This window comes from Franzmannia pantelleriensis, assembly GCF_900102875.1.
Lineage (GTDB): Bacteria > Pseudomonadota > Gammaproteobacteria > Pseudomonadales > Halomonadaceae > Franzmannia > Franzmannia pantelleriensis.
In genome coordinates, this window is sequence record NZ_FNGH01000005.1 from 141,512 (window position 1) to 166,054 (window position 24,543).

The 24,543-nt window shown below is 63.8% G+C and carries 21 protein-coding genes; 3 read left to right on the forward strand and 18 right to left on the reverse strand.

The features are described 5' to 3' along the window. Positions 1–17 precede the first annotated feature (17 nt). From pstA to BLT16_RS07845, 3 genes are all read right to left on the reverse strand, one after another. Complete coding sequence (gene pstA, locus BLT16_RS07835; RefSeq protein ID WP_089657974.1) at positions 18–1,556, reverse strand: phosphate ABC transporter permease PstA; 1,539 nt, start codon at positions 1,554–1,556, stop codon at positions 18–20. Then, the gene (locus tag BLT16_RS21220; RefSeq protein ID WP_422717924.1) at positions 1,553–2,623 is read right to left on the reverse strand and encodes an ABC transporter permease subunit; all 1,071 of its coding nucleotides are present in this window, start codon (positions 2,621–2,623) and stop codon (positions 1,553–1,555) included. Before BLT16_RS21220 ends, pstA begins: the two co-directional genes overlap by 4 nt. A gap of 739 nt (positions 2,624–3,362) precedes the next feature. Then, complete coding sequence (locus BLT16_RS07845; protein ID WP_089657976.1) at positions 3,363–4,286, reverse strand: PstS family phosphate ABC transporter substrate-binding protein; 924 nt, start codon at positions 4,284–4,286, stop codon at positions 3,363–3,365. A gap of 169 nt (positions 4,287–4,455) precedes the next feature. Between BLT16_RS07845 and BLT16_RS07850 the strand changes: the two genes are divergently transcribed. Further along, positions 4,456–4,860 carry an acyl-CoA thioesterase gene (locus BLT16_RS07850; protein WP_089657977.1) on the forward strand — a complete coding sequence of 135 codons (405 nt, stop codon included), beginning with the start codon at positions 4,456–4,458 and terminating at the stop codon, positions 4,858–4,860. 69 nt (positions 4,861–4,929) lie between these two features. Here the strand turns inward: BLT16_RS07850 and BLT16_RS07855 are convergent, their stop codons facing one another. The 3 genes from BLT16_RS07855 to hexR all read right to left on the reverse strand — a co-directional run bounded on the left by BLT16_RS07855 (position 4,930) and on the right by hexR (position 9,599). Beyond that, positions 4,930–6,018, reverse strand: coding sequence for a TRAP transporter substrate-binding protein (locus BLT16_RS07855; protein ID WP_089657978.1), 1,089 nt, complete (start codon positions 6,016–6,018; stop codon positions 4,930–4,932). Positions 6,019–6,483: 465 nt separating this feature from the next. After that, on the reverse strand, positions 6,484–8,688 hold the full coding sequence (uvrD, locus tag BLT16_RS07860; RefSeq protein WP_089657979.1) for a DNA helicase II: 2,205 nt from the start codon (positions 8,686–8,688) through the stop codon (positions 6,484–6,486). 53 nt (positions 8,689–8,741) lie between these two features. Beyond that, a complete protein-coding gene (gene hexR, locus BLT16_RS07865) occupies positions 8,742–9,599 on the reverse strand; it encodes a transcriptional regulator HexR (protein WP_089657980.1) in 858 nt (285 codons plus the stop codon). A gap of 249 nt (positions 9,600–9,848) precedes the next feature. Here hexR and BLT16_RS07870 point away from each other — a divergent pair, with 249 nt between their 5' ends. Then, positions 9,849–10,052, forward strand: coding sequence for a PA3496 family putative envelope integrity protein (locus tag BLT16_RS07870; protein WP_076749879.1), 204 nt, complete (start codon positions 9,849–9,851; stop codon positions 10,050–10,052). 275 nt (positions 10,053–10,327) lie between these two features. Here the strand turns inward: BLT16_RS07870 and BLT16_RS07875 are convergent, their stop codons facing one another. Next, the gene (locus tag BLT16_RS07875; RefSeq protein ID WP_422717925.1) at positions 10,328–11,158 is read right to left on the reverse strand and encodes a DUF72 domain-containing protein; all 831 of its coding nucleotides are present in this window, start codon (positions 11,156–11,158) and stop codon (positions 10,328–10,330) included. Between the two features lie 56 nt (positions 11,159–11,214). Between BLT16_RS07875 and BLT16_RS07880 the strand changes: the two genes are divergently transcribed. Further along, positions 11,215–11,814: an undecaprenyl-diphosphatase gene (locus BLT16_RS07880; protein WP_089657982.1), complete on the forward strand. Its 600-nt coding sequence runs from the start codon at positions 11,215–11,217 to the stop codon at positions 11,812–11,814. Positions 11,815–11,816: 2 nt separating this feature from the next. On the opposite strand, the gene glmS is transcribed toward BLT16_RS07880, so the two are convergent. From glmS to BLT16_RS07935, 11 genes are all read right to left on the reverse strand, one after another. Then, on the reverse strand, positions 11,817–13,652 hold the full coding sequence (glmS, locus tag BLT16_RS07885; protein WP_089657983.1) for a glutamine--fructose-6-phosphate transaminase (isomerizing): 1,836 nt from the start codon (positions 13,650–13,652) through the stop codon (positions 11,817–11,819). 4 nt (positions 13,653–13,656) lie between these two features. Continuing rightward, a complete protein-coding gene (locus tag BLT16_RS07890; protein ID WP_089657984.1) occupies positions 13,657–14,439 on the reverse strand; it encodes a DeoR/GlpR family DNA-binding transcription regulator in 783 nt (260 codons plus the stop codon). Positions 14,440–14,581: 142 nt separating this feature from the next. Then, positions 14,582–15,943: a bifunctional UDP-N-acetylglucosamine diphosphorylase/glucosamine-1-phosphate N-acetyltransferase GlmU gene (glmU, locus tag BLT16_RS07895; RefSeq protein ID WP_089657985.1), complete on the reverse strand. Its 1,362-nt coding sequence runs from the start codon at positions 15,941–15,943 to the stop codon at positions 14,582–14,584. A 13-nt stretch (positions 15,944–15,956) separates the two neighbouring features. After that, positions 15,957–17,024: an FAD:protein FMN transferase gene (locus tag BLT16_RS07900; RefSeq protein WP_089657986.1), complete on the reverse strand. Its 1,068-nt coding sequence runs from the start codon at positions 17,022–17,024 to the stop codon at positions 15,957–15,959. Between the two features lie 18 nt (positions 17,025–17,042). After that, the gene (locus BLT16_RS07905; protein ID WP_089657987.1) at positions 17,043–17,840 is read right to left on the reverse strand and encodes an undecaprenyl-diphosphate phosphatase; all 798 of its coding nucleotides are present in this window, start codon (positions 17,838–17,840) and stop codon (positions 17,043–17,045) included. A 242-nt stretch (positions 17,841–18,082) separates the two neighbouring features. Continuing rightward, complete coding sequence (gene mgtE, locus BLT16_RS07910) at positions 18,083–19,462, reverse strand: magnesium transporter (protein WP_089657988.1); 1,380 nt, start codon at positions 19,460–19,462, stop codon at positions 18,083–18,085. 135 nt (positions 19,463–19,597) lie between these two features. Then, the gene (locus BLT16_RS07915; protein ID WP_089657989.1) at positions 19,598–20,026 is read right to left on the reverse strand and encodes a F0F1 ATP synthase subunit epsilon; all 429 of its coding nucleotides are present in this window, start codon (positions 20,024–20,026) and stop codon (positions 19,598–19,600) included. Positions 20,027–20,053: 27 nt separating this feature from the next. Beyond that, complete coding sequence (gene atpD, locus BLT16_RS07920; protein WP_089657990.1) at positions 20,054–21,430, reverse strand: F0F1 ATP synthase subunit beta; 1,377 nt, start codon at positions 21,428–21,430, stop codon at positions 20,054–20,056. A 48-nt stretch (positions 21,431–21,478) separates the two neighbouring features. After that, positions 21,479–22,366, reverse strand: a complete 888-nt coding sequence (gene atpG / locus BLT16_RS07925; protein WP_089657991.1) for a F0F1 ATP synthase subunit gamma — start codon at positions 22,364–22,366, stop codon at positions 21,479–21,481. Positions 22,367–22,434: 68 nt separating this feature from the next. Next, positions 22,435–23,979: a F0F1 ATP synthase subunit alpha gene (gene atpA / locus BLT16_RS07930; RefSeq protein ID WP_089657992.1), complete on the reverse strand. Its 1,545-nt coding sequence runs from the start codon at positions 23,977–23,979 to the stop codon at positions 22,435–22,437. A 16-nt stretch (positions 23,980–23,995) separates the two neighbouring features. Then, positions 23,996–24,532: a F0F1 ATP synthase subunit delta gene (locus BLT16_RS07935; protein WP_089657993.1), complete on the reverse strand. Its 537-nt coding sequence runs from the start codon at positions 24,530–24,532 to the stop codon at positions 23,996–23,998. Positions 24,533–24,543 lie beyond the last annotated feature (11 nt).

Genomic DNA, 24,543 nt, shown 5'->3' on the forward strand with positions numbered 1-24,543 from the left:
CACGGCTCTCGGACCTCCTAACGTGGCAGCGCGCCATGACGCGCCTTGAGATGATGCCGCAACAAGATTGCAGTCAGGTTAAGCAGCAGAATCACCAGCACCAGCAGCAGCGCGGTGGCATAGACCAGCGGCAGTGCAGCTTCGACATCGCCACTGTGGAAGCCAACGTCGAAGATATGATAGCCAAGGTGCATGAACTTGCGTTCAAGATGCAGGAACGGAAACTCGGCGTCCAGCGGCACCTGGGGCGCCAGCTTGGCGACGCCCACCAACATCAGCGGCGCTACCTCGCCGGCGGCCCGCGCCACTGCCAAGATCATGCCGGTGAGCATCGCCGGCAACGCCATCGGTACCACCACCCGGCGCAGCGTCTCGAGCCGTGTCGCCCCCAGCGCCAGGGCACCCTCGCGCTGATGATCGGGTATCCGCGCCAGGCCCTCCTCGGTGGCCACGATTACCACCGGCAGGGTCAGCAGCGCCAGGGTCAGCGACGCCCACAGCAGCCCGCCGGTGCCGAAGGTCGGCGACGGCAGCTGGTCGCTGAAGAACCATTCGTCGAGGCTGCCGCCGATACCGTAGACGAATACCCCCAAGCCGAACACGCCGTAGACGATCGACGGCACCCCGGCGAGGTTGCGCACGCTGATCCGCACCAGCCGGGTCAGCCGCCCCTGGTGGGCGATCTCGTTAAGGTAGATGGCCGCCAGCACGCCGAACGGCGCCACCAGCGCGGACATCAGCAGCACCAGCAGCACGGTACCGAAGATCGCCGGCCACACGCCGCCGGCGGTGTTGGCGGCGCGCGGCCCCTCACTGAGGAAGCGCCATACGCCTGTCCCCCAAGCGCCGAGCTTGGCCGGCAGGCGCATATCATTGGGCCGCTGGATCGCTAATATGTCTTCGAGCGGCAGCGCCAGGCGCTCGCCGTCGACGCTCTCCAGCAGCACCCGGTCGCGGGCCATCTGCGCCTGAAGGGCCAGAATCTCAGCGTTGGCCGTCGCCAGCTCGCCCTCGAGCCGGGCGCGGCTGGCAGCATCCCGGGCCGCGCCCAGCTCCCTCACTCGCGGCATGACCTCGTCCTGGCGCAGCGCATCGCGGGCCGCACGCAGCGCTTCCAGGCGCGCCAGGCGCGCGTTCAGCGCCGCCCACTGAGCCGCATCATCCTCTAAGACTAGCGCCTCCCCATCCTCTTCGAGCCCCGCCACCCGACCGATGAAATCGCCCCAGCGACGCCGCTCGATGACCACCAGCTCCGCCGGGCGCTGCTGCTCGACGATACGCGCCACCTCGACCCAGCGCCACGGGGTGCCCAGCCACTCGCGATTGCCGGTGTGGTAGAGCCGCTCGACGCCTTCGGCGCTGCGCTCCTCGCGACCGGGACGCGCGGCGAAGCGGCTGCCATCGTCGAGTTCCACCTGCACCACCTCGGCGGGCCAGAAGTGCGCCAGCCCGCGCCCTGCCAGCAGGGTCAGCAGCGCCGCTAGCAGCAGCAGCGATAGCGCTACGCTGCCGGCCGCCAGCCACGGCCAGGGGCCTTCGCCACGGGATAGCCTCATGTCGGCCCGCCCAGCCGCTGATAGCGACGCCTGAGCCGGCCGCGCACCACCTCGGCCAGGGTATTGACGCTGAAGGTAAACACGAACAGCAGCAACGCACTGAGAAACAGCAACCGATAGTGGGTGCCGCCCAGGGCCGCCTCAGGCAGCTCGATGGCGATATTCGCCGACAGCGAGCGCAGGCCGTCGAAGGGACTCGCCGTCATCACCGCGGTATTCCCGGTGGCCATCAACACGATCATGGTTTCTCCCACCGCACGGCCGGCGCCAATCATCAGCGCGGCAAATACCCCCGGGCTGGCCGCCGGCAGCACTACCTTCCACAGTGCCTGCCAGCGCGTCGCGCCCATCGCTGCGGCGCCTTCGGCAAGGCTCTTGGGCACACCGGAGAGCGCATCCTCGGCCAGCGCATAGATGGTCGGCATCACCGCCAGGCCCATGGCCAAACCGACGATCATGGCATTGCGGCTGGCGTAGTCGAGGCCCAGCTGAATTTCGAGCCAGGTTCGCATATCGCCATCGAACCACCAGCGCTCCAGGCTCGGCGACAGCCACAGCGCCAGCGCCGCCAGCAGCGCCAGCCAGGGTATCAGCCACAGTCCTGCCCAGCTTAGTGGCAGGCGCTGACGCAGCCGTGGCGAGAGCCGTGTCCACAGGCTACCACCGGCCAGCATGCCCAACGGCAGCACCAGCAGCAGTGCCAGCACCCCTGGCAGGTGGCGCTCGACCCAGGGCGCCAGCACCAGGCCGGCGATAAAGCCCAGCACCACGCCGGGCAGTGCCTCCATCAGTTCCAGGGTCGGCTTGATTCGCGCGCGCAGCCCCGCCGACATGAAGCAAGCGGTATGCACCGCCGCCCCCAGTGCCAACGGGATCGCCACCAGCAGCGCATAGGCAGCGGCCTTGAGGGTACCCCAGGCCAGCGGGGCCAGGCCGTAGCGCGGCTCGTCCTGGCTGTCGCTGACGCTGGTCTGCCAGCGCTGCTGGGGCACGGCGTGGCCCTCGTAGTGCTGCGGCAGCCACAGGCTGCGCCAGCTGACCTCAGCGTGTTCGGCATCGATCTCCAGGCGGCTGGCCGCATCCGGCGTGCCCCACCACAGGTGGCCCTGATCATCCCATCCCAGCGCCTCGCCGGCGGGTGCCTGCCCCTGCCAGCGCAGGCCACCGATGGCCTGGTAGAGCCCCAGTCGATTGGCCTCATTCACCGCCAGCGCCTGACGCCCGGGCAGTGCAATCAGCTGACGAATGGGTAGTTCACCGATGGTTTGATAGTGGCCGGTCGGCGCCGGTACGGCCTGATCGGCCACAGTCACCCAGCGCTGTACGCCGCCGCCGTCGTCGCCGACCAGCAGCGCACGCCCGCCTTCCAGCGCCACCAACGCGGTGACACGCCGCGATGGCGGCACCGCCTCGACGCGGCCAGACAGCTGAAGTCCGCTGGCAGTGCGCTGAAACACCACCAGCTCACGGCCATCGGCCTGCCACTGCTGCTGCTCGCCCGCGGCGCTGAGGGTGTCCGTCGGCAGGCTCGCCAGCGGCGGCAAGGCGTCACTCGAGGTAGGCTGCTCGCGCACCTCTGGCGCAACGAACAGCGGCGCCACCTCGACGGCCAAAAACACCCCGATCGCCAACACTGCCCCAATCACGCCGATGCCACAGGCGCTGATCACGCCCGTGGCCAGACGGTCGCGAAACAGGCGCAGACGCTGGCGAAAACGGCGGGAGGTAGTGGCAGAGTCGGTCATCGATGGCGCCTGTCAGCAGCGGGTAACCACAGTAAGGCATTTTGATGACAGCGAGATGACATCAGCCCTCCTCCAGGCCGAGCAACGCCCGGGCCTCGCGGCGCTGAGACTCGGGCAGGGCGATGAATCCGCTCTCCTCGGCGAGCGACTGCCCCGCGTCGGAGAGCACCAGCTCAAAGAAAGCCGCTTCGGATGGCGGCAGCCGCTCGCCGGGGGGCAGATTGACGTAGAGATAGAGCGCCCGCGACAGCGGATAGTCGCCGTTGAGCACGTTGTCTGCCGTGGGTGTCAGCGCCTCGCCGCCAGCGTTTTCCAGCGCTACGGCGCGCACGCCGGCGGTGAGGTAGCCGGCACCAGCGTAGCCGATCGCACCAGGCGACGCAGCGACGGCAGCCACCACCGCCGCCGAGCCGGTATGCTCGCTGACGTCGAGGCGGAAGTCGCCGCCACACAGCGCCTGGCGCTTGAACACGCCGTGAGTGCCCGATACCGAGTTGCGACCATGTCGCGCCACGCTGCCACGCTGTGAGCTGCCTGGCAGCATTTCCCAACGGTTAACCGTTTCAGGAGCACCACAGCGCCGAGTATCGGAGAAGATGGCATCGAGATCGGCGAGGCTCAGCGCCTCGAGCTGGTGGTGGCGATGTACGAACACCGCCAGGGCATCCAGCGCCAACGGTATCTCCAGCGGTGGGTGCCCCTGCCGCGCGACGATCTCCTCACGCTCGGCCGCCGACATGCGCCGCGACATCGGCCCCAGCCGGCTGGTGCCTGCGGCCAGCGCCGCCGGAGCCGTGGCCGAGCCGCTGGCCTGCAGCTGCAGGCGTACCCCGGGGTGTTGGCGCTCGAGCCGTTCACCCCAGCGCAGCATCAGCCCGGCCAGGGTCTCGGAACCCACTGAATCAAGGCTGCCCACCACGATGCCCTCGTCGGCGGACAGCGGCCAGGCCATCAGCAGGCAGCACAGCAGCAGCAGACGTTGCATCAAGCGGCCGCTGCTTCGCAATGCTCGGCCGATCGCTTGAGTAGCGAGCCGCCGAAGTGGATTAGCGCAGCGACTGGAGCTAGCCGATGGCTGGCGTATATCATGGCGTCTCGCTGCCGTCGCGCAGCGCTGCCCTTTTCCTTCACAACAACAAGATGCTGCACATTCCATGACCGACCTCGACGATGTACCCGCGCCCCAGGGCCAACTGACACTCAAACTGCTGGCCTCCCGGCAGGATACCAATTTCTACGGCGATATCCCTGCCGGCTGGCTGATTGGCCATATGGACCAGGCCGCCGAGCTGGCTGCCGGGCGTCAGGCCCACGGCCGCACCGCCACGGTAGCCCTGGAGTCGATGGATTTCCTGTGCCCGGTACGGGTCGGCTCGGTGGTCAATATCTACACCACGGTGCGTGATATCGGCCGCAGCTCGGTGAAGGTCGACGTCGAGGTGTGGATTCGCCCTCATCAGGAACGCAACCCAGACGAGCTCTACAAGGTGACCGAGGCGCGCTTCGTGATGGTCGCCCTGGACGACAACGGCCGTATTCGCGCCGTCCCCGATGCCTGAACGCCTGACGGTGATCGCTTGAACGACGATGGGCGCCCTGGGGCGCCCATCATATTCACGTTAGTGGCGTTAGGCGCCGACAGTGTCACGCCCCTTTAGATAGGCATATTCGCCCACATCGGTGAAGGGCCGTACCAGGCGCTGGAAGGCCAGGTAGGAGTCGTAGATCTGCTTCGAGTCCGGGTCATTATCGACCTGGCGCTGCAGCACCTCCATGGAGGATTCGTAGAGCGCTTGCATGACGTCATCGGGGAAGGTGCGCAGCTCCACACCGTGCTCCTCGACCAGCGTCTCGAGGGCCTGGGCGTTGCGGTAAGTGAACTCGTCGATCATCGACAGGTTGGCACTGCGCGCGGCTTCGGTCACAACGTCCTTGAGGTCGTCGGGCAGCGCATTCCAGGCGTCCAGGTTGATGGTGCCTTCGAGCACCGCGCTGGGCTCGTTCCACACCGAGGTGTAGTAGTAATCGGCGACCTGATAGAGCCCGAATGCCATGTCGTTGTAGGGCCCCACCCAGTCGGCAGCGTCGAGCACGCCAGTCTGCAGCGAGGTGAAGATCTCCGAGCCGGGCATGTTCACCGCAGTGGCGCCGATGCCGTTCATGGCCTCGCCGGCCAGCCCCGGCAGGCGAATGCGCACGCCGCGCATATCATCCAGCGAGTGGATCTCCTTCTTGAACCAGCCGGCCATCTGAGTGCCGGTATTGCCTACCGCGAACGGCTTGAGGTTGTGCTTGGCGTAGAGCTCGTCCCACAGCGCCTGACCGCCGCCGTTGTAGAGCCAGGCGTTGGTCTCGGTGGTGTTCATGCCGAAGGGTACGGCGGTGAAGAACTGCGCTGCGGCGACCTTGCCACGCCAGTAGTAGGCCGCGGAGTGGCCCATCTCGGCGGTACCGGCGGCCACGGCATCGAAGACTTCCAGGGCCGGCACCAGTTCGCCGGCACCCAGCACCTCGATACGCATGCGTCCGCCGGAGAGCCGCTCGATGCGCTCGGCGAAGTCCTTGGCTCCGGTGCCCAGCGCCGGGAAGTTCTGCGGCCAGGAGGTGACCATGCGCCAGGTGATGACGTCGTCGGCTTTGGCGGTGGAGATGAAAGGTGCGGCGGCGACGCCGGCGGCACCGGCACCCAGGGTCTTGAGAAAGTTACGGCGTTGCATGAGGCGAACTCCAGAAGCGTTATTGTGATTTCCTGGCAGGCTCAGGGAAGCGCTGAATAAATCGACGAGCGATGCGCAGACAGTTATGCAGTGTTTCCTGGATCCTGCGGGAAAGTATCCGCCAGCGAGTATGCTAAGCCGACTTTCGTTCGGCAAGCCCCGCCGCTCAACGCAGACATTTAGTGATATTGCTGTTGGCGAGGAACGCTGGCGGTAGGTCGAAGGGGAGGTTTGCGCCATGGGTGAGGAGGATTCCTCCGGACGGGCTGGCCATGGATGGCCAGCCCCGGTCCTGCAAGCGGAGCAGGATGCGAGAGTGAAGCAGGGCGCAAGGTAGCGCCCAGGGATGGGTTTACAGCGCCTCCCCGTAGGCCTACCGCCAGATCAGTTCCGAGAGCGATGCTGCGGCCTGCCCCCGGCGTCTCTCGCTTGCTTTCTTCTGCCCCGACGCTCCTTACTGACTTTCTACAGCGGGGTCAGCTTGGCAAAGCCCAGCACCAGCCACTTGTCGCCCTCGCCCTCGAAGCTGACCTGGACCCGGGCACGTTCGCCCTCGCCCTCGGCGTTGAGGATCACCCCCTCGCCGAACAGCGGATGGCTGACCCGCTGCCCCAGCGACAGGCTGGGCAGGTCGCCGCCGCCATTCACTGAGGTCTGCTGCGATAGGCCCACCGCCGGGCGCGCGGTCACCGGACGCGAGATCTGGCCGCGCAGGCGCACCTCCTCGAGCAGCTCCTCGGGCAGTTCGCGTAGAAAGCGCGACGGCCGCTGGAAGGTCTCCTTGCCGTGCAGGCGGCGTAGTTCGGCGTAGGTCAGGTAGAGCTTGCGCATGGCCCGGGTCAAGCCCACGTAGCAGAGCCGGCGCTCCTCCTCGAGGCGACCGGGCTCCTCCAGCGACATCTTGTGCGGGAACAGTCCCTCCTCGACGCCGGCCACGAAGACGATGGGAAACTCCAGGCCCTTGGCGGAGTGAAGGGTCATCAGCTGCACGCAGTCCTCGAACTCGTCGGCCTCGTGGTCGCCGGCGTTGAGCGCCGCTTCGGAGAGGAACGGCTCCAGCGCCGCGGCGCCCTCGCCGACCTCCTGATTCTCCAGTGCATCGCCCTGGGTAAAGGCGCGGGCGGCGTTGATCAGCTCCTCGAGGTTCTCGACCCGGGCCTGGCCCTTCTCGCCCTTCTCATTGGCGTGGTGCTCGACCAGCCCACTCGAGTGATTCACATGGGCGATGATCTCGTGCAGGGCCATGCCGGCGGTGTCGTTGTCGAGTTGTTCGATCAGCTCGGCAAAGGCACGCACCGCATTGGCGGCACGGCCCTTGAGCAGCGCATCGCTGAGCGCGTCGTGCAGCGCCTGCCATAGCGAGACGTTATTGAGCCGTGCATGCTCGCGGAGGATCTCGACGGTGCGGGTGCCGATGCCGCGGGCCGGCACGTTGATGACGCGCTCCAGGGAGGCGTCGTCCTCGCGATTGAGCAGCAGCCGCAAGTAGGCCAGGGCGTTCTTGATCTCGAGCCGCTCATAGAAGCGCTGGCCGCCGTAGATGCGGTAGGGCACGCCCTGGCGGATCAGAGTCTCCTCGAGTACCCGCGACTGGGCATTGGAGCGGTAGAGGATCGCAATCTCTCGCCGCGCCGCGCCGTCGCGCACCTGCTCACCAATGGTATCGACGATGAAGCGCGCTTCATCGAGGTCGTTGAAGCCGGCATAGACCGAGATCGGCTCGCCCTTGGTGCCTTCGGTCCACAGCTCCTTGCCCATGCGCCCGGTGTTGTGGCTGATCAGCGCGTTGGCGGCATCGAGGATGGCGCTGGTGGAGCGGTAGTTCTGCTCCAGCCGCACCGTGCGGGTATCGCGGAACTCCTGCTCGAAGCGGCGAATGTTCTCGACCCGCGCGCCGCGCCAGCCATAGATTGACTGGTCGTCGTCGCCTACCACGGTCATGCCGGCCGCCTCGCCGGTCAGCAGTTTAAGCCAGGCGTACTGCAGGGTGTTGGTGTCCTGGAACTCGTCGACCAGCACATGCGCAAAGCGCGCCTGATAATGCGCCAGCAGCGCCGGGGTGTCGCGCAGCAGCTCGAGGCTCCGGAGCAGCAGCTCGCCGAAGTCGACCAGGCCGCCACGCTCGCAGGTCAGCTGGTAGCGTTCGTAGAGCTCGACCATCTGCGCCATGTAACCATCGCCGTGGGCATCGACCTGATGCGGTCGCAGCCCCTCCTCCTTGCAGCCGGAGATGAAATACTGCACCTGACGCGGCGGGAAGCGCTCGTCGTCGATGCGGTGGTCCTTGAGCAGGCGCTTGACCAGGCGCAGCTGGTCGTCGCTGTCGATGATCTGGAAGTGCTGGGGCAGCCGCGCATCCTGCCAGTGGGTGCGCAGCAGGCGATGGGCGATGGAGTGGAAGGTGCCCACCCACATGTTGCGCAGCGACAGGCCGAGCAGCGCCTCGAGGCGGGTACGCATCTCGCGGGCCGCCTTGTTGGTGAAGGTCACGGCAAGAATCGCGTAGGGTGACATGCCCTCGGTCTGCAGCAGCCAGGCGATACGATGCACCAGCACCCGGGTCTTGCCGGAACCGGCCCCGGCGAGCACCAGCATGTTGCCCTGGGGCCCACTTACCGCCTCACGCTGGGCGGGATTGAGGTGATCGAGAATCGCCGTGACGTCATCCATAGGGGCTGGCACTTGCAGGTCGAAAATGGATGCCTAGCGTAGCATATTGCCGCTCACTCCTCCGGCTCAGGAAAGCGCAGCGAATTGAGGCTGCGCTTGACCGACTTGAGCTGCTCGGTGAGCTTCGGCCCGCGGGTCTTGGCGACTCCCACCGCGAGCACGTCGATCAGCACCAGATGGGCGATTCGCGAGCTCATCGGCGTGTAGATCTCGATGTCCTCGTGAACGTCGATGAACAGCGGGATCGAAACCTCGGCGGCCAGCGGCGAATCGCTCGGGCACAACCCGATCACCGTCGCGCCGACCTCGCGGGCCAGCTGGACGCTGGCAACCAGCGCCTTGGTACGGCCGGTCTGAGAGATCGCCACCACCACATCGCCGGGTTTCAGGGTCACTGCCGACATGTTCTGCATGTGCGGGTCGGCATAGGCCGAGGTGGAGATCTGCAGGCGGAAGAACTTGTGCTGGGCGTCGAAGGCCACCGCGCCGGAGGCGCCGAAGCCGTAAAACTCGACACGGTTGGCCATCGCCAGAGCGCTGATCGCCTGGCTGAGCAGATCGTTGTCGAGCCGGTCACGCACCGACAGCAGGGTACCCACGGTGGAGTCGAAGATGCTGTGGGAAAACTCCGCCACCGAGTCATCGTCATTCATCGAGAACTGGGCGAACTGGCTGCCGGTGGCCAGCATCTGCGCCAGCTTGAGCTTGAAGTCTTGAAAGCCGTTACAGCCCAGCGCACGACAGAAGCGCACCACGGTGGGTTCGCTGACCTTGGCCTCGGTGGCCAGGTCGACGATGCGCATGTGGATAACCTCGTCGGGGTTGCGCAGCACGAAGCGCGCAACCTTCTGTTCGGAGCGTCGAAAGTGCTCCATGCGGCTTCTCAGCTCGTCGAATAGGGCGCGGCTCACGTCAGGCTCCTTGCTGGCATAACTTGTGCATAACTATTGGATATCCGGTGTACTGCCTGCGGCAAACCGCTAGCTGGTCACCAGTATGCCTCAGCGGCAGCGCGATGGTGAGCCCCCACTGGCAAGCAGCAAAAAACAGGGATTCATCATTTTGTCAACTGAGGTATAGTAAAAAGACCTGCCGGTAGCGTAGCGGTCTTCCGGCCGGATGCTACATCAAGTGAAAGTCTTGAGTCAGGAGAGTCGAACATGCGCAATGTCGAACAGGTATCCTCCCTCAAAACCGAGCTTCTCGATATTTTTATGAGCATGGAGGTCGATGAGCACAAGCAGCGCCAGAAGACCGCTGCCGTGCGCTACCTACGCGCCCGCCGCGGTATCGAGCTGCACCGGGAGTTCAAACGTCTAGAGCGCGATATCGCCGATCTGGATGACGACGAGCTCATCCAGTAGGCAAAAATACACGGCCCAGCCGTTACTGCGCTACGGCGCCTACCGCTGTTCCCTGCAGGCCTCCCCCGAGCGAGGTCAGTTAGCCTTCACTCCCTCAATATCCGGCCGAACGCTTAAGAAAGCACTGCACAAATGCCTATACGAGCGAATCACTGCGTTGCGCGGTGCTGGTGCGCCAGCCCGGTCGGAATCCTCACATATACCCCATATGCTCCGGTTCCTGTGCTCCGTGCGCCTTGTGCTTCATCTCGCTCGGCGATTTGTTCAGAGTTTCCTTAAAACAGCGTGGCCTGAGCCTCCCCGCTAAACGCCCCGATAGTCGCCTGACCGAGCCGGCTTGCCACCTCGTCGTGAAGCCGCCTTGCCAGCTGAGGGGCGTGACGGTTATCCGCGGTATGCACAAAGAGAAAAGGACTTTTCCCCTGTTTTATCCACAGGCATAGCCTCTCCGCCCAAGCCGTGAAGTAACGCTCATTGATCGCGTCGTCAACGTGACCGATAAACCGCACCAGCGGCCGGTCACCGGTGGACAGCACGTGTAGCGGGCGTCTGGGCTTTTCGCCTTGTGCCTTTAGAAGGCGCGGATCGCTGCCGGCCGGTGTGGAAAAGAGCGGACGTACGTCGAGCATGACACGATCCACACCGCGACTTATCAACAACCGGTTAAGCATCACCTCGGCGCTGCCCTTGTGGAAAAAGTCGCTATGGCGGACCTCAACGGCACAAGGGATTTCCGCCGGCCAACGCGACAGCAGATGATCGAGCTGGGGAAGTTCCTCTGCCCCAAAATCGCGCGGCAGCTGCACCATCAAGGGGCCTAGGCGGTCATGCAAAGGGGCCAGGCGTTCAAGGAAGGTGTCGACCTCGGCATCGACATTCACCAGCCGCGCGTCGTGGGTCAGGCGCGCCGGTAGCTTGAAGCAGAAGCGGAAGTCGGCAGGCGCCTGTCGCGCCCAGCTGGCCACCGTCTCGACCTTGGGTGCACCGCTATAAAAAGTGGTATTGCCCTCCACGGCCGAAAAAACTCGGGCATAGTCACTCAGCCACTCCTGCTGGCCACCGTGAGGCGGATAGAGACTACCTCGCCAGTCAACATTGGCCCACATGGCCAAGCCAAGGTAGAGTTGTCCGGCCACTGTCACCTCGCTGTCACATGAATGCCATGAACACCCTGAATCTCACGCTATTCGATCTTCTCAACGCGCCGCCCGATACAGCTTCCAGCAGCGTGCTAATCGCCCAGCTGTGTGCGGTCCAATTGATCTGGCTGGTGCCGGCCCTGCTGGTCGTCGGTTGGCTGCGCGGCAGCGAACGGCTCAAGCGCCCCCTGCTAGAGGCGTTCATGGCTACCCTGCTGGCGCTGGCGATTAGCTACGTCATCGGCCTGCTATGGCCAACGCCACGCCCCTTCATGGTGCCGGTTGGTGAGTCTCTGCTGGAACACCGTGCGACCCCCGCCTTCCCCAGCAATCACCTGACCATCATATTGACCATGAGCTTCAGCCTGCTGCTGCATATCAAGACGCGGCGCATCGGAGCTGCCTTGCTACTACTGGCACTACCCGTGGCCTGGGCGAGGATCTTCCTCGGCGTGCACTTCCCCCAGGACATGCTGGGCGCCGCCGTGCTGGCTGCCAGTGTTGCCGGCCTGGTAGGCGCTTGCCGTGGCTGGCTGGTGGCGCCCTTCTATCACCACGTGGCCAGCCGGCTGTATCGCTGGCTGTTCGCCCCGCTGATCCAGCGGGGCTGGGTACGCAGCTGACGTTACTCCACCGTCACCGACTTGGCCAGATTACGCGGCTGATCGACGTCGGTGCCCTTGAGTACCGCGACGTGATAGGAGAGCAGCTGCAGCGGCAGGGTATATAGGATCGGCGCGAGTGCCTCGTCGACATGGGGCAGGTGAAGCACCTTGATGCCCTCTTCAGGCTCGATTGCGACCTGCTCATCGCCGAAGACATACAGCTCACCGCCGCGGGCACGCACCTCCTGCAGGTTCGACTTGAGCTTGTCGAGCAGCTCGTCGTTAGGCGCCACCGAGATGACCGGCATCTCGCTGTCGACCAGTGCCAGCGGGCCGTGCTTGAGCTCGCCGGCCGGATAGGCCTCGGCGTGGATGTAGGAGATCTCCTTGAGCTTCAGCGCACCCTCCAGGGCGATCGGAAAGTGCGCGCCGCGGCCCAGGAACAGCGCGTGGTGCTTCTCGGCGAAATCCACCGATAACCGTTCGATCTCGGGATCCAGCGCCAGGACCCGGGTGACCAAGGCCGGCAGGCCGCGCAGCGCCGCCACGATATCGGCCTGTTGGCCATCATCTATGCCGCGTTGCCGTCCCAGCGCCAGGGTAAACAGCATCAGTGCAGTCAACTGAGTGGTGAAGGCCTTGGTCGAGGCCACGCCGATTTCCGGCCCGGCGTGGGTCATCAGTGTCAGATCCGACTCGCGCACCAGTGAACTGCCCGGCACGTTGCAGATCGCCAGGCTACCCAGGTAACCGCTGCCCTTGGCAAAGCGCAGCGCCGCCAGGGTATCGGCCGTTTCGCCGGACTGCGACAGGGTCACGAACAGCGTGCCCTCGGGTACCACCACGCGGCGGTAGCGATACTCCGAGGCAACTTCGACCTGGGTAGGAATCCCCGCATAGCGCTCGAGCCAGTAGCGCGCCACCATGCCGGCGTGATAGCTGGTGCCGCAGGCAATGATATGGATCTGCCTGGCCTGCGAAAATAGCGCCTCGGCCTCGACGCCAAAGCTCTTGACCAGCACGCCACGATCTGTAAGCCGCCCTTCCAGGGTCTGGGCAATGACGGCCGGCTGCTCGTGGATTTCCTTGAGCATGAAGTGGCGGTAATTGCCCTTGTTGGCGGCCCCATCGCCGTGCTCGAAGGTCTGGATCTCACGCTCTACCGAGCGCCCTTCGGCATCGACGATCTCGATCACCCCGCCTCGAGTGAGGCGTACCACATCACCCTCCTGGAGGTAGATGAAACGGTCGGTAACCTGCAGCAGCGCCAGCGGATCCGAGGCCAGGAAGGCTTCCTCGATGCCCACGCCCACCACCAGTGGGCTGCCCTTGCGCGCGCCGATCACCACGTCCGGCTCGGCGGCATGCACCACTCCCAGTGCATAGGCTCCGTCGAGCCTTGCCAGCACCCGCTGCACCGCTGCCATCAGGTCGCCTTGGGCCTGGCTCTCGCGATCCAGTAGGTGGGCGATGACCTCGGTATCGGTCTGCGACTCGAACACGTAGCCGCTGGCCTGCAGGTCAGCCTTGAGTGTCTCGAAGTTCTCGATGATGCCGTTATGCACTACCGCCAGGCGACCAGCCGACTGGTGGGGATGGGCGTTTTCCTCGCTGGGCTTGCCATGGGTTGCCCAGCGGGTATGCGCGATCCCCACACTGCCCGGCAAGGCCATCTGCTCGAGCCGCTCGGCAAGCGCCGCGACCTTGCCCACCGCACGTCGCCGATCCAGGCTACCACTCTCGCCGAGGACGGCCATCCCGGCCGAATCATAGCCGCGATACTCGAGGCGCTTTAGCCCCTCGAGCAGTATGCCCTGCACGTTACGCCCGGCTACCGCTCCCACGATTCCACACATTGCACTACCTCCTTGATTCAGGTTCGTCCACCGCGACGGTGACGACCTCGACGTCGTGTGCCTCGATCGCCCGGCGGGCGGTATCTTCGAGGCGCTGGTCCGTGATCAGTGTATCGATACAAGCCCACGGCAACTCGAGATTAGGGATCCGCCGACCTATCTTGTCGGCCTCTACCAGTACCACGACCTCTCGAGCCACCTCGGCCATGACCCGCGACAGCCCCAGCAGCTCGTTGAAGGTCGTTGTGCCTCGCGCCAGATCGATGCCATCGGCACCGATGAATAGCTGGTCGAAATCATAGTGGCGCAGTACATCCTCGGCGACCTGGCCTTGGAACGACTCTGAGTGGGGATCCCAGGTGCCGCCGGTCATCAGCAGCATGGGCTCGCGCTCCAGGGCATGTAGCGCATTGGCGACTGCCAAGGAGTTGGTCATGACTACCAGGCCGGTCTTGCCGTCCAGCTCGGGAATCATCGCCGAGGTCGTGGTACCGCTGTCGATGATGATGCGGTTGTGCTCACGAAGCCGCCGTGCCGCGGCAACGGCTATTGCCCGTTTGGCTGCTGACACGTTCAGCGCAGTGTCGAGCAGCTCGGCCGGCAGCGGCATGGCGCCGCCATGGCGGCGCAATAGCAGCCCGCTCTTCTCCAGGGTGGCCAGATCCTTGCGGATCGTCACCTCGGAGAAATCGAAGCGCTGCGCCAGGGCCTCGACGCTGACTTCGCCCTCGGTGTTCACATAGGCCAGGATGGCATGGCGCCGCTGGGCGGTATTGCGCTTAGTCATGTCAATTTGAAACCACTATATTTCGATTCGAAAGATATAGATCGACAAATGAAAGACTATTCGGCTGGTAAGGTCAACAAACCAGGCATAAAAATGCCGCTTCGACAGGATCGAAGCGGCATAGGCCCGGAGCGCCGATGGTTCAGGACGTCTTGGTTGGCCGCGGCCAGCCAGGCTTGCTGATCTGTCGCGCCCGCGATACCGCCAGGGCACCGTCGGCAATATCCTTGCTGATGGTCGAGCCGGCGCCAACGGTGGCGCCCTTGCCCACGCTGACCGGCGCCACCAGTGCGCTGTTGGAGCCGATGAAGGCGTCGTCACCGATCTCGGTACGATGCTTGTTGGCACCGTCGTAGTTGCAGGTGATGGTACCGGCGCCTACGTTGACCCCGCGTCCCAGGCTGGCGTCACCAACATAGCTAAGGTGATTGATCTTGCTGCCTTCACCGACCTCGACGTTCTTGGTTTCGACGAAGTTACCGACCTTGGCACCCACCGCCAGGCGTGACCCCGGGCGCAGCCGGGCAAAGGGCCCAATGCGATTATGTCCGGCGGCCACCGCACCCTCGAGAACGCTATGCGACTCGATCACGCTCTCGGCGCCGATATGGCTGTCGCGAATCACGCAGTAAGGGCCAATGCGCACGCCTTCACCGAGTTCCACCTCGCCTTCGAACACGCAGCCGACGTCGATCTCTACATCGTGGCCACAGCGCAGGCTGCCGCGTACGTCCAGGCGCGCCGGGTCGGCCAGCGCAACCCCTTCAGCCATCAGCTGCTCGGCGATGGCTTGCTGATGGGCTCGCTCGAGACGCGCCATCTGGGCACGATTATTGACGCCCTCGACCTCCACCGGGCTGGACGGCTGGGCGGTAGCAATGTCAACGCCCTCCGCCGCTGCCAAGGCAATCACGTCGGTCAGGTAGTACTCGCCCTGGGCGTTGTCCGCCGAGAGCTGTGGCAACCAGCGACGCAGTTGGCTGGTGGTCATCGCCATGATCCCGGTATTGCACTCCTGAATCGCCCGCTCACTCTCACTGGCATCCTTGTGCTCGACGATGGCCACTGCCTGGCCGTCGTCATTACGCAGGATACGGCCATAGCCACTAGGGTCGTCGAGGGTCACGGTGAGCAGCGCCATCTGCCGCTCGCTGACGCTGTCGAGCAGCGCCGCCAGGGTCTCGCGACGAATCAGTGGCACATCGCCGTAGAGCACCAGCACCTTGTCGGGGCCCAGGGCATCGAGGGCCTGGGCCACCGCATGGCCAGTGCCCTTCTGCTCGGCCTGCACGGCAAAACTCACCGGGCTGTCACCCAGCGCCTGGCGCAACTGATCGCCACCGTGGCCGATTACCACGTGCAGCTTCTCGGCATCGAGGGTAGCCGCGGTATCGATGACATGACGCACCATCGGCTTGCCGGCCAGGCTGTGTAGCACTTTGGGCCGTGTAGAGCGCATCCGTGTGCCTTGGCCAGCGGCTAGAATTACTACGTCGAGGGTCATGCTCTCTCCTTGTTCAGTCGTCGACATCGATGCCGATATCGGCGAGCGTCTCGGCGCCGAAATAGTCGATGAATGCCGAACTCGTACGCGTCGCCCAACCGTCACCGTCGCGCACCAGCAGCATCACCATCAGGCTGTGCTGCTCGGCCAGCTGTAGCCCCTGCTCGGGGCCTAGCACCATCAATGCCGTGGCCCAGGCATCGGCCCAGGCGTTGGAGGGGTGCAACACCGTCACCGAGGCCAGCGAATGCTCGATCGGCGTGCCGCTGCGCGGGTCGATGGTATGCGAATAACGCCGTCCGTCGGCCTCGAAATAGTTGCGGTAGTCGCCGGATGTGGCCACCGAAATATCGTGCAGCGGCAGCGTATGATGGGCAACCTGACGACTACCGTCCGGTACCTCGACGCCGATCCGCCACGGGTTCTGCTGCTCATCACGATAGCCCTTGACGATCAGATCGCCACCCAGGTTGACCAGATAATGTTCTATGCCTTGCGCGTCGAGGTAGGCGGCGACGCGATCGGTGCCGTGGCCCTTGGCCACCCCACCGAGGTCGATGAATACATCGCCGGTACGCCTGGCCCGGGTTTCGCTGGCGTCCAGCTCGAGCTTGTCGTAGCCGACCTCTGCAAGCCGTTCTGCAAGATCTTCCGGTGACGGGACTTCCTGGGGGCGGGATTCCGAGCCGAAACTCCACAGGTTGACCAGTCCTCCGATGGTGACATCGAAGCTGCCATCACTCTCCGCGGCCACCGACTGACTCACCGCCAGCACTTCGAACAGCGCATCGGAGAGCGTCAGCCACTCACCCACCGGCGTATTATTGAGGTCCATCAGTTCGCTGTCGTCACGGTAGATCGACATCGCCGCATCGACATCGTCGAGTTCGGCAACGAAGCCCTCCTCGAGGTCTTCGGCCTGGCTGCGGGTGAGCGGGTCGGCGATGGTGACCTGATAGAAGGAACCGAAGATGTTGCCCTCGAGCCGCACCGGTGAATCGAGCTCAGGATCCTGCTCACCGCAGCCGGCTAGGAGTGCGGCGGGGAGTAACGACAACAGCAAAAGACGGATGACGTTCATGCTTACTCTCTCCAGGGGCTACCAGAAGAACCACAGCAGCCAGAGTCCAAAGATAACGCGATAGATGACGAAGGGCTGCATGCCGATGCGCTTGATGAAGGCCAGGAAGTAGTGAATGCACAGATAGGCACTGATACCCGACAGCAGTGTCCCGAGCAGCAGTGCCACCCAGGCGACGTCCTCCGGTTCGCGAATCAAGCCGAACACCTCGAGCCCACCGGCCAGCACGATCACCGGAATCGACATCAGAAACGAAAACCGCGCCGCTGCTTCACGATTCATGCCAAGCAGTAGCGCGGCAGTGATGGTGATCCCCGAGCGCGACGTACCGGGAATCAAGGCTAGCGCCTGGGCGCCGCCGATCAGCAGCGCATCCTTGAGGCTGAGCTGATACTCGCTACGCTCCCCCTTCTTGCGCCAGTCGGCATAGCCCAGCACCAGCCCGAAGCCGATCAAGCTAACGCCGATCAGCAGCGGCGAGCGCATGCTGGTCTCGATGGGGCCCTTGAAGATCAGTGCCGCAATGCCCACCGGCACCGTCGCCAGCAGCACCCACCACGCCAGTTGACCGTCCTCATCGCTCTGATGACCGCGACAGGACGCCAGCCAGCTCAACGTCATGCGCTTCAGCTCATGGCGAAAATAGAGAATCACCGCCGCCAGACTGCCGATATGCAGCGCCACGTCGAAGGCCAGGCCCTGATCGTCCCAAGGAGTCAGCACCGGCACCAGAATCAGGTGCGCCGAACTGGAGATTGGCAGGAACTCGGTTAACCCCTGGACCAACGAAAGAACGACGACCTGTAGCCAATCCATGGAGAGTCCTTAATTGGTCGATAGATGACACCCCGCTCAGGCGGCACTGAGCACTCACTTCAAGTGCCACCCAGGGCAGGACCATAGCCAGGATACACACTCGGTAATATGCTGTCCGCCGGGACCGGTGTGCCATCTGTCACCGCGATCCTAACCAAGCTCTATGTGCATTGTATGAAAGCCATCCCGACAGGCGCCGGGCAAATGGTCGTGCCCGGCGTCTTGAGTGCCGAATGAGTGGCCTATCCTCCTGGCAGCCCCAATATGGCGGTGGCCAAGGCAAAGTAGATCAGCACCCCGGAGGCATCGGCAATCGACGTTACCAGTGGTGCAGAGGCCGTCGCCGGATCCCAGCCCAAGCGATTGAGGATGAAAGGCAGGATCATCCCGATCAGGCTGCCGACGATCACGATCAATACCATGCTCATGGCGACTACCAGGGCGATCTCGGTGCCCGCACGGAACACCCCCACCACCGACACGGCCAGCGCCATGGTCAGACCCAGGCCCAGGGCGACGAATACTTCGCGACCCAGCAGCTTGGCCCAGTCACGACTGCGCACGTCGCCGGTGGCCATACCCCGCACCATCAGCGTCGCGGCCTGGGAACCGGCGTTACCGCCGCTGTCGACCAACAGTGGGAGGAAGAACACCAACGCAATATAGGCTTCAATGGTCTCCTCGAAGTAGGCGATACCGGCACCCGAAAAGATATTGGCGAATACCAGCAGCACCAGCCAGACGATGCGCTTGCGATAGAGTTCAAACAGACTGGCAGAACGCAGGCCTCCTTCCAGCTTGCCGACGGACACCCCCTTGTGCATGTCCTCGGTGGCCTCCTCCTCGGCGACGTCCATGGCGTCGTCGTGGGTGATGATACCCACCAGGCGTGCATCGGCATCCAGCACCGGTACCGCCAGCATGTCGTAGCGGGCGATCATCTTGGCGACATCTTCCTGAGCCGCCTCCACGTCCACGCTGATCACGTCCTTGATCATCAGGTCATCGACCAGCGCCCCAGGGCGCGCCACCATCAGCTGACGTAGCGACAGGGTGCCGGCCAACCGACCATCTGTGTCGGTGATATACAGCTGGTAGACCGTTTCCGCATCTGGCGCCGTCTGGCGTACCCGCATCATCGCCTGAGATACCGTCATGCCACTGGGAATTGCCACGTAGTCCGAGGTCATGATCGCCCCGGCGGTCCCCTCCTCATAGCTGGCCAGCCGCTTGAGATCCTCGCGCTCCTGCTTGGCCATACGCCTCAGAAGCCCCTCGCGGCGGTCTTCATCGAGCAGGTTAAAGAGGTCGGCCCGCTCATCGGCACTCATCTCTTCCAGTACAGACAGCAGGGTTTCATCACTCATTTCATTGGCGAGTTCTTCCTGGAGGTCCTCTGGAAGGTAGCCAATGATATGCGCACGCCGCTCCACAGACAGCGTCGCCAGCAGGGCAAATACCGTTTGGCGATGCTCCTCCTCTTCGGCGATATGCTCGAGAACCTCGGCGATATCGGCAGCCCGCATCTCCTGCAGCAGGCGCTCCAGTTGCTCGGTCTCATCGGCTTGCAGGGCAACCATCAGAGCATCGTGCTGCTCAATCAAGGATTCGTTCAGGGACATGGCATCCTCCTGACGCCTATTGGAATGGTAACCAAGCCAGGTTGTGGCCGGCCACGATGGCTGCTGCCATGATAACAGACATGCAAACGCCCCCCGGTCAACGACACGGGGGGCGTTTTCCACGGCAGGAACCTATCAGCCCTTGCCGGCCTTCTTGCGCAGCTGCTGAATCGTTCTAAGCTGGGCCACCGCCTCGGCGAGCTCTGATGCCGCCCGCGAGTAATCCAGCTCCGAGGACTTCTCGTTGAACGCCTTGAGCGCCTGTTGACGGGCCTCTTCAGCCGCTGCTTCATCAATGTCACCGGCGCGGGTGGCCGCATCGGCGAGAATCGACACCACCTTGGGCTGGACTTCCAGGAAGCCGCCCGAGATGTAGAAGTTCTCCTCGACGCCACCCGCCAGCGTCACCCTGACCGGGCCGGGCTGCAGCTCGGTCAGCAGCGGGGTGTGCCCGGGCAGAATGCCCAGGTCACCCATGATCCCGGCGGCGACCACCTGCTCGACCTCGCCGGAGAACACCGCTTCCTCGGCGCTGACAATCTCGCACTTGAAGCTGTTCGCCATAGTGTTGTCCCCTCTGGGTGGACGGCCTTACTTCATCTGGTTGGCTTTCTCGACGGCTTCGTCGATCGAACCCACCATGTAGAAGGCCTGCTCCGGCAGCTCGTCGTACTCGCCGTTGAGGATGCCCTGGAAGCCGCGGATGGTGTCCTTGAGCGACACATACTTGCCGGGCGCCCCGGTGAACACCTCGGCAACGAAGAACGGCTGCGACAGGAAGCGCTGGATCTTACGCGCCCGTGACACGGCCAGCTTGTCCTCATCGGACAGCTCGTCCATGCCCAGGATCGCGATGATGTCCTTGAGCTCCTTGTAACGCTGCAGCACGTTCTGCACGCCACGAGCGGTGTCGTAGTGCTCCTGACCAACCACCAGTGGATCGAGCTGCCGCGACGTCGAGTCGAGCGGATCGATGGCCGGATAGATACCCAGCTCGGCGATCGAGCGTGCCAGTACCACGGTCGCATCCAGGTGCGAGAAGGTGGTCGCAGGCGACGGATCGGTCAAGTCATCCGCCGGTACGTAGACCGCCTGCACGGAGGTGATCGAGCCGGTCTTGGTCGAGGTGATACGCTCCTGCAGAACGCCCATCTCTTCGGCCAGCGTCGGCTGATAGCCTACCGCCGACGGCATACGACCCAGCAGTGCCGAGACCTCGGTACCGGCCAGGGTGTAGCGATAGATGTTATCGACGAACAGCAGTACGTCGCGGCCTTCATCACGGAATTTCTCGGCGATGGTCAGACCGGTCAGCGCCACACGCAGACGGTTGCCGGGCGGCTCGTTCATCTGGCCGTAGACCAGCGCCACCTTGTCGATGACGTTGGACTCGGTCATCTCATGATAGAAGTCGTTACCCTCACGGGTACGCTCACCGACACCGGCAAACACCGAGTAACCGCTATGCTCGGTGGCGATGTTGCGGATCAGCTCCATCATGTTGACGGTCTTGCCGACGCCGGCGCCGCCGAACAGACCGACCTTACCGCCCTTGGCGAACGGGCAGACCAGGTCGATGACCTTGATGCCGGTTTCAAGTAGCTCGTTGGAGGCTGCCTGCTCGGCATAGGTAGGAGGCTTGCGGTGGATCGGCATGCGCTCCTGCTCGCCAATCTCGCCTGCTTCATCGATCGGCTCACCAAGCACGTTCATGATCCGGCCCAGCGTCTCCTTGCCCACGGGGACGGAGATGGCTGCACCGGTGTTGGCAACGTCCATGCCACGCTTGAGGCCCTCGGTGGAGCCCATGGCGATGGTCCGCACCACGCCGTCACCCAGCTGCTGCTGGGTTTCGAGCACGGTGTCGACTTCCGAGACCTTCAACGCGTCGTAGACCTTGGGCACTGAGTCCCGCGGAAACTCTACGTCAATCACCGCGCCGATGATTTGTACGATACGTCCGCTCATCTTGGTTCCTCTTAAATACCTGCAAATGAAACCTGGCTTCCCAAGCTGCTATACGGCGGCTGCGCCACCGACGATCTCCGAGATTTCCTGGGTAATCGCGGCCTGACGGGCCTTGTTGTACACCAGTTGCAGATCGTCGATCAGACCACCGGCGTTGTCGGTGGCACTCTTCATCGCAATCATCCGCGCGGCCTGCTCACAGGCGGTGTTCTCGACCACCGACTGATAGACCTGCGACTCGATGAAGCGCTCGAGCAGCCGGTCCAGCAGCACCTTGGCATCCGGCTCATACAGGTAGTCCCAGCTTCCGGGACGAGTCTGTTCTTCATCATCATCTGCCTCTCCGATGTCCGGAGAGAGCGGGAGAAGCTGCCTGACCACCGGCTGTTGGGTCATGGTGTTGACGAATTCGTTGTACACCACGAACAGCCGATCCAGACGCCCTTCGTCATATGCTTCCAGCATGACCTTGACGCTACCGATCAGGTCCTGGACCCGCGGCGATTCGCCGAGTCCGCTCTTGGCTGCCACGAGGTTGCCCCCGTAGTTGCGAAAGAACGTGCTGGCCTTGGCGCCCAGCGCACAGAACTCCAGTTCTGCGCCCTGGTCGCGCCATGCCTTGGCATCCTTGAGGACGGCCTTGAACAGGTTGACGTTCAAGCCGCCGCACAGGCCGCGGTCAGTGGACACCACGATATAGCCGACCCGCTCCACGGAGCGCTCGACCATGTACGGGTGCATGTCCTCGGGATCCATGTCGGCATCGGCGATATGCGCCACCACGTCGCGAATCAAGCGCGAATAGGGGTGGCTGGCCTTCATCAGGTCCTGGGCTTTACGCATCTTCGACGCAGCCACCATTTCCATGGCGCTGGTGATCTTCTGCGTATTCTTGATGCTCCCGATCTGGGTGCGTATCTCTTTTGCAGCTGCCATAGCGATCTACCCTCGTTCGTGGCTCTCAGAAAGCATGCTGGCCCACTCCGAGGAGCGGGCCCTCGGCATTACCAGCTCTGAGTCGCCTTGAACTTCTCGAGACCCGCCTTCAAGCCTTCCTGGATCTCGCTGCTGTAGTCGCCGGTCTGGTTGATCTTGTCGAGCAGCTCGGCATGCTCGGACTTCATGTACTCGTGCAGGGCACGCTCGAAGTCCAGCACCTTGCTGACATCGACGTCATCCAGGTGACCTTCGTTGGCGGCGTACAGCGACAGCGCCATCTCGGCCACGGACAGCGGCGAATACTGGTTCTGCTTCATCAGCTCGGTGACGCGCTGACCGTGCTCGAGCTGCTTGCGGGTGGCCTCGTCGAGGTCAGACGCAAACTGCGAGAACGCCGCCAGCTCGCGGTACTGAGCCAGCGCCAGGCGGACGCTACCGCCGAGCTTCTTGATGATCTTGGTCTGCGCCGAGCCACCTACCCGCGACACCGACAGGCCGGCGTTGATCGCCGGACGAATGCCCGAGTTGAACAGGTTGGTCTCGAGGAAGATCTGACCGTCGGTGATCGAGATCACGTTGGTCGGAACGAACGCCGAAACGTCGCCGCCCTGGGTCTCGATGATCGGCAGCGCGGTCAGCGAGCCGGTCTGGCCCTTGACCTCGCCGTCGGTGAACTTCTCGACGTAGTCGGCATTGACCCGCGCAGCACGCTCCAGCAGACGCGAGTGGAGGTAGAAAACGTCACCCGGATAAGCTTCGCGCCCAGGCGGGCGACGCAGCAGCAGCGATACCTGACGGTAGGCCACAGCCTGCTTGGAGAGATCGTCATAAACGATCAGCGAGTCTTCGCCGCGGTCACGGAAGTACTCGCCCATGGTGCAGCCGGAGTAGGCCGCCAGGAACTGCATCGGGGCCGGATCGGCAGCGCCGGCGGCGACCACGATGGTGTGCTCCATGGCGCCGTGCTCTTCGAGCTTGCGTACCACGTTGGCAATCGTCGACTGCTTCTGGCCGATGGCCACGTAGACGCAGGTGACGCCCTTGCCTTTCTGGTTGATGATCGCGTCGATGGCGATCGCCGACTTACCGATCTGGCGGTCGCCGATAATCAGCTCACGCTGGCCGCGACCGATCGGCACCATGGCGTCGATCGACTTGAGGCCGGTCTGGATCGGCTCGTCGACGGACTGACGGGTGATGACGCCTGGGGCGACCTTTTCCACCGCGTCGGTCAGCTTGGCGTCGATGTCGCCCTTGCCGTCGATGGGAATGCCCAGCGGGTCGACCACGCGGCCCACCAGCTCGGGGCCCACCGGCACCTCGAGGATACGACCGGTACAGCTGGCGGTCATGCCCTCTTCGAGCTGCAGGTAGTCGCCCAGCACCACGGCACCGACGGAGTCGCGCTCGAGGTTGAGCACCATGCCGAAGATGCTGCCGGGGAATTCGATCATCTCACCGAACATCGCGTCAGCCAGGCCGTGAATACGCACGATGCCGTCGGAAACGCTGACGATGGTGCCCTGATTACGGGCCTCGGATGCGACGTCAAGCTTCTCGATACGCTGCTTGATGATGTCGCTGATCTCGGAAGGATTCAGTTGCTGCATGCCATGTCCCTCAGACTCAGGCGTAGAGCGCTTCGCGCAGACGGTTCAATCGACCGCGTACCGAGCCGTCAATGACGGTATCACCGGCACGCAGGATCACACCGCCCAGCAGCGCCGGGTCTACCTGAGTGGTAATGGAGATTTCGCGATTCAGGCGCTTCTTGAGCGCACTGGCGAGCTTTTTCTGCTGCTTGTCTTCGAGCGTGTAGGCCGAGACCACCGTCACATCGACACGCTGTTCGTGATCGGCCCGCAGGGCCTCGAACTGGGTGGCAACAGATGTCAATGCGGCCAGACGATCCTGGCTGGCCAGTGTCTCGAGGAAGCGCCGTGCGTCGTCGTCGAGCTTGATGTCGGCCACCTCGATGAGCAGCTCGACCTTGCGCGCGCTGGTCAGCGTCGGGCTCGACAGCATCTTCTTGAGCTCGCTATGGGCAACGACCTGGCCAAGGGCATTGAGCCACTCGGACCAGGTCGTCAGCGCCTGATGATCGCGTGCGTACTCGAACGCTGCCTTGGCATAGGGCCGGGCAACGGTAGATGTTTCCGCCATGGATCACCTCC